Source organism: Neisseria sp. HMSC064E01, assembly GCF_001808875.1.
Taxonomy (GTDB): Bacteria; Pseudomonadota; Gammaproteobacteria; order Burkholderiales; family Neisseriaceae; genus Neisseria; species Neisseria sicca_A.
This window is the reverse complement of sequence record NZ_KV794880.1, coordinates 27,300-32,487: the sequence shown is the minus strand read 5'-3', so window position 1 is coordinate 32,487 and position 5,188 is coordinate 27,300. Positions and strand designations below refer to the sequence as shown.

The window sequence follows — 5,188 nt, the reverse complement described above, 5'->3', positions numbered from 1 at the left end:
AGGGGATTTTGGGGAATTTTGCAAAGGTCTCGGAGTGTTTCTACCGTGCAGGGGAATTGACAGTGGACGAATTGATGAAACAGATAGATGATTATATAGACTACTACAACCGTGAACGTTGCAGTTTGAAATTGAAAAAGCTGAATCCTGTCACATACAGAGCCCAGCTTACACAGAGCGCCTGAAAGGCTTTTATGAGTGTCCAAGATTTGGGGGTTACTTCATTTTTCAGACGACCTTAATATTTGGTTGGCTTTTGTCTAATCTACGATTTCTTTCTTAAGAAATTGAAACAACATCAGCAATGCATCTTGCCCCATCAAAAATTTTAAATTTTGTTCCTTGCGGGATCTTTTCATTTTTCCTTATGAGAAACCAAACCTTCGCATAGCTGATGTTTTTATTGGCTATATGTTCGTAAATATCTAAAATGATACTTCTAGGAAAATTTTCTTGAAAAATCTCATCTTCAAATTTGCTTACAGGATAAAAGAGACCAGTAGGGGGAATTATCTTGCAACCTCCGTCTTCTCGGGACTTCCAAAAAATTTGAACATTAACAGTATTGTCAGCGTTGAACATCTTGTCCTCCTAATACTTAGAATGACCCTATCTTTGCTTTTGCAGTTCACCTTGTAAGATGGAAAGGGTGGTGTAGGTTTTTCCCGCGAAGAAGGTTGTTTGAAACATAAAAAGGTCGTCTGAAACTGTATTTCCCAGTTTCAGACGACCTTTGGTTTCAGAAAAGCATAGTGTGATACGGTATCACTATACTTTTAGACTTCAAAATTTAACGCCAGTAGCGCCACCAAGGCATGTCGTTTGGTTGCCATTGGTGTTGCAAGAACGGGCTTTGCGGGAAGTTGGTTTCCAAGACGCGGCGGGTGTCGGCGGCGGGTTGGGGTTTGTCCAGTTTCTTATAAGCCAGCTCCATCATGGCGAGGGCTTCTTCGACGTAGCGGGTGTTTTGGTAACGCTCGACGATTTTTTGGGCACGGTTGACGGCGGCGAGGTAGGCGCCGCGTTTCATGTAGTAGCGGGCAACGGAGATTTCGTTACCGCCCAATGCGTCCACCAGTTTTGCCATGCGCTCGGTTGCGTCGGCGGCGTATTTGCTCTCCGGATAGCGTTGTACCAATTCGGCAAATGCTTGGTATGCGCTGCGGTTGGCTTTAGGGTCGCGGTCGGACCAGTCTTGCGAGGCGAGTTTGTTGAGGAAGGATTGGTCTTCGTTGAACAAAACCAAGCCTTTGAGGTAAAGCGCGTAATCCATATTCGGATGTTGCGGGTGATGGCGCTGAAAGCGGTCGATGGCGGCAAGGGCTTTTTCAGGCTCGTCGTCTTTGTAATAGGCGTATGCGGTATCGAGCTGCGCCTGTTGCGCGTAGCGGCCGTTGGGGAAGCGGGATTCTAAAATTTCGTATAACTTGATGGCTCGCGTATAATTGCTGCTGTTCAACTCGTCATGCGCTTCGGCATAGAGTTTTTCCACGTTCCAATCTTGTGTGATTTGCGCGTCTTTATCGACCGTACCTTTATTGCTTGCACAGGCACCGAGTGCCAGACTTAACGAAACTACTAAAAGAATTTTTTTCATGCAGAATACTTCCTTTGATAATGAAGCCGATTATAGCGACGATTTAGACTTTACGTCAGCCCCCGAAGCAGAAAGTTGTGTTAATTTGACTGTTCCGCTGGAGCTTGCGGGCGGGCGGCTGGATGCTGTGTTGGCAAAGCTCATGCCAGATTATTCGCGCAGCCGCCTGACATCGTGGATTAAAGAAGGCGCGGTTATTGTAAACGATAAGCCTGCGCAACCCAAAGACAAAATGATAGGCGGGGAATCCATCAGCGTAACGGTACGTCCGAGCGAAGAGAATCTCGCGTTCAAACCTGAAGCGATGGATTTGGATATTGTGTACGAAGACGATACCGTCATTGTCGTCAATAAACCTGCCGGACTGGTCGTCCACCCCGCCGCAGGCAACTGGACGGGGACGCTGCTCAACGGCCTGCTGGCGCATTGTCCCGAATTGAGCCAGATTCCGCGCGCGGGCATCGTCCACAGGCTCGACAAAGAAACCAGCGGTCTGATGGTGGTCGCCAAAACCTTGCCTGCGCAAAACTCCCTCGTGCAACAGCTTCAAGAACGTACGGTCAAACGCATCTACCGCGCTGTCGCCAACGGCATCGTCCCCTTTGACGGCAAAATCGAAACCCAAATCGGACGCGATCCGCACAACCGCCTGAAAATGGCGGTCGTCAAATTCGGCGGCAAACCTGCCGTGACACACGTCAAGGTGTTGGAACGCTATCTTGCCCACAGCTACATCGAATGCTCGCTCGAAACAGGCAGGACGCACCAAATCCGCGTCCATATGCGCGAAGCCAACCACCCGCTTGCCGCCGACCCTGTTTACGGCAACCTGCGCCATCCATGCAGCGAACCGGTAAAAGAAGCGATTAAAAGTCTGGGCGCGCGTCAGGCATTGCATGCCTACCGCTTAAGTTTCGTCCACCCGAAAACCGGTGAAACCGTCTCTTTTGAAGCCCCGATTCCCGAAGATATGTATCACTTGCTCTCCGTCCTGCGTCTCGAAGCAGGCTTGGATTCGTCTTTGAGCAACGAAGAAGAATGGCAGGACAAACTCGGCACAGATGATGACGATGATTGGAATGAAGACGACTACGATGTCGAAGTGGTTTATGTGAGGGATTAAGATGTCTTCTTCAGATTTGGTCACACTTGCACAAATGGACGGCAAAATGCAGTGGCTGGCGGGTTACGGCAATTTGTCGTCTGAAAAAACATACCGATTTGCTACTAGAGCTGCCATCGTTTCCATGATTGCGCTGCCCGTATGGGTGGGTATGTTGATTATGGAGGATATGGAGATTCTGAACATAGGCTCCGGTTTCTTCTTCCTGTCATTTCTTTTGATGATGATTTTTTTCTTTACGTATGTGTCTCTATCATCCAGAAAAAGAGCATTGGAAAAATTGCAAGATGAGTCTTGGCGATACGACCCTGTCAAACGTGTACTGACGCATTGGGAAGGCAGCGAAATCGTTATGGAATATCCTCTTTCTGAAAATGATCACTTATCGGCAATCAGATGGAGAAACAAGGGCTACAGAGAATTTTTTACGCTGGAATATCGCCGTCCGTATCCCGCACCATACGTTCAAATTTTGACTTTTATTTATAGCAAGCCGACGGACAAAAAAGATTTTGCGGCTGCTGCGCAAAATATTGCCAAGCAGATGAATCTGCCTTTAGATGAAAACGGTTTGCACAATTAGTCTGATCAGACTTTTCATACCAATATCACATTTAATATATCGAGAAGTCGATTTAAAACGAGTAGCTTAGGGGATGATGATGAATCATAAGGAAACAATTTGGAGAGATGCTTTTAGATTAGACGATTTATCTGAAATTGACGGGAATTTTTTATTGGCAATTGCTGCTGCAAAAAAAGAATTTGATGGTTATTCTCAAGGTAAATGGGATCTGAAAAACTATATTATTTGGTTAAGAATTTCCGAAAATAGAGAATTTGTTAGTATCAGTTTTATTCCAAAAACAGATGAAATGGTAGGCGGGATATTTTTTGAAATTCCTTATAGAGGAGAATATAAATACGGTCGGGGTTATAAATTTTATTACCGACTGGAAGATACGGAATTATTGGAAGTAGTGGGGATGCGTTAGTACGCAACTTTATTATTTTTGATGACCTTGATTACTTTCTAAGGCAGATGGGAATATTTGGCGATACGGTTGATAAAGCTTACTTGCCATACTGAATGGTCAATTTAAGATAGAGGATTTAGGTGCCGGCATGAGTTATCAGGAAAAAGTTTGGAGAGATGCTTTTAAATCTGATTATTTATTTGAATTAGATGGAAGCTTGTTATTGGCAATGGCTGCGGCTAAAAAAGAATTTGATCATTATTTGCAGAATCAATCGGATTTGAGGAACTATACTATTTGGTTCAATATTTCCGAGAATAAAGAATTTGCCTGTATCAGCTTTCTGCCCAATCAAGGAGAAGATAAACATGATCGGGGTTATGACCTTTATTACCGATTGGAAAACACAGAATTATTGGAAGTCGTAGAGATGCGTTAATACGAAGCCGACAGACACATTCTTTCAAACCTTTCCTTACTCAGATAAAAACATGAAAACCATCACAGAAACCTTAAACCTCGCCCCGCAAGGCAAAAATTTCCTGACTGCCGATTGGCCTGCGCCTGCCAACGTGAAAACCCTGATTACCACCCGCAACGGCGGCGTGAGCCAAGGCGTGTATCAAAGTTTGAACCTCGGTTCGCACGTCGGCGATGATCCCGATGCCGTGCGCCGCAATCGTGAAATCGTACAGGAACAGATCGAGCTGCCCATCGCCTACCTCAATCAAATCCACAGCACCATCGTCGTCAACGCTGCCGACGCATTGGGCAACACGCCCGACGCCGACGCTTCGGTGGACAACACAGGCAAAGCCGCCTGCGCCGCGATGACTGCCGACTGCCTGCCTGTCTTGTTCTGCGATAAAGCCGGTACGGTCGTCGCTGCCGCACATGCAGGCTGGCGCGGTTTGGCGGGCGGCGTATTGCAAAACACCATTGCCGCGATGAATGTTGCGCCCGTCGAAATCATGGCATATCTCGGTCCGGCTATCGGCGCGGACGCGTTCGAAGTCGGACAAGACGTGTTCGACGCATTTTGCGCGCCCATGCCCGAAGCTGCGGACGCATTCGAAGATATCGGCGGCAGTAAGTATCTTGCCGACATCTACGCGCTGGCGCGTTTGGTTCTGCGCCGCGAAGGGGTGGATATGATTTATGGCGGTACACACTGCACCGTCTTGGAACGCGACACTTTCTTCTCTTACCGCCGCGACGGACAAACCGGCCGTATGGTCAGCCTGATTTGGTTGGCGGAATAATGCGCGGTAAGCCGTGTATCCGATATTTGACTGAGAAAAGTCGTTGTTAAGCGTATCGGTTCCAATATCGTTAAGGTCGTCTGAAAATATCGGTTTCTTAAATTTGAGGAGCGGTTTTCAGACGACCTTTTCGTATAGATGGGTTAAATTCGGTAGGACAGGGCTGCGCTTGCCTGATTCCGTACCCAAGCCGTTTTGTTTTATAGTGGATTAAATTTAAATCAGGACA

The 5,188-nt window shown here is 46.9% G+C and carries 8 protein-coding genes; 6 read left to right on the top strand and 2 right to left on the bottom strand.

Annotated features, from left to right (window positions below; translation table 11 throughout):
- Positions 1-185, top strand: a 185-nt coding sequence (locus HMPREF2572_RS12955) for an IS3 family transposase (RefSeq protein WP_148132259.1), incomplete at its 5' end; no start/stop codon positions are given.
- A gap of 94 nt (positions 186-279) precedes the next feature.
- On the opposite strand, the gene HMPREF2572_RS01260 is transcribed toward HMPREF2572_RS12955, so the two are convergent.
- Positions 280-582, bottom strand: coding sequence for a hypothetical protein (locus HMPREF2572_RS01260; RefSeq protein ID WP_070495673.1), 303 nt, complete (start codon positions 580-582; stop codon positions 280-282).
- 208 nt (positions 583-790) lie between these two features.
- Entirely contained in the window at positions 791-1,597 is an 807-nt protein-coding gene (locus HMPREF2572_RS01255) for an outer membrane protein assembly factor BamD (RefSeq protein ID WP_070495670.1), read from the bottom strand.
- On the opposite strand from HMPREF2572_RS01255, the gene rluD reads away from it, so the two are divergent.
- The 5 genes from rluD (at position 1,596) to pgeF (ending at position 4,959) form a co-directional block, all read left to right on the top strand.
- Positions 1,596-2,720, top strand: a complete 1,125-nt coding sequence (gene rluD / locus HMPREF2572_RS01250) for a 23S rRNA pseudouridine(1911/1915/1917) synthase RluD (RefSeq protein ID WP_070495667.1) — start codon at positions 1,596-1,598, stop codon at positions 2,718-2,720. The two genes, HMPREF2572_RS01255 and rluD, sit on opposite strands and share 2 nt — an antisense overlap.
- Before the next feature lies 1 nt (position 2,721).
- Positions 2,722-3,303: a hypothetical protein gene (locus tag HMPREF2572_RS01245; RefSeq protein WP_070495664.1), complete on the top strand. Its 582-nt coding sequence runs from the start codon at positions 2,722-2,724 to the stop codon at positions 3,301-3,303.
- 73 nt (positions 3,304-3,376) lie between these two features.
- Positions 3,377-3,715 carry a hypothetical protein gene (locus HMPREF2572_RS01240; RefSeq protein ID WP_246827729.1) on the top strand — a complete coding sequence of 113 codons (339 nt, stop codon included), beginning with the start codon at positions 3,377-3,379 and terminating at the stop codon, positions 3,713-3,715.
- Between the two features lie 130 nt (positions 3,716-3,845).
- Positions 3,846-4,136: a hypothetical protein gene (locus HMPREF2572_RS01235; RefSeq protein WP_070495661.1), complete on the top strand. Its 291-nt coding sequence runs from the start codon at positions 3,846-3,848 to the stop codon at positions 4,134-4,136.
- 52 nt (positions 4,137-4,188) lie between these two features.
- Positions 4,189-4,959, top strand: coding sequence for a peptidoglycan editing factor PgeF (pgeF, locus tag HMPREF2572_RS01230; protein ID WP_070495658.1), 771 nt, complete (start codon positions 4,189-4,191; stop codon positions 4,957-4,959).
- The last annotated feature ends 229 nt before the right edge of the window (positions 4,960-5,188 follow it).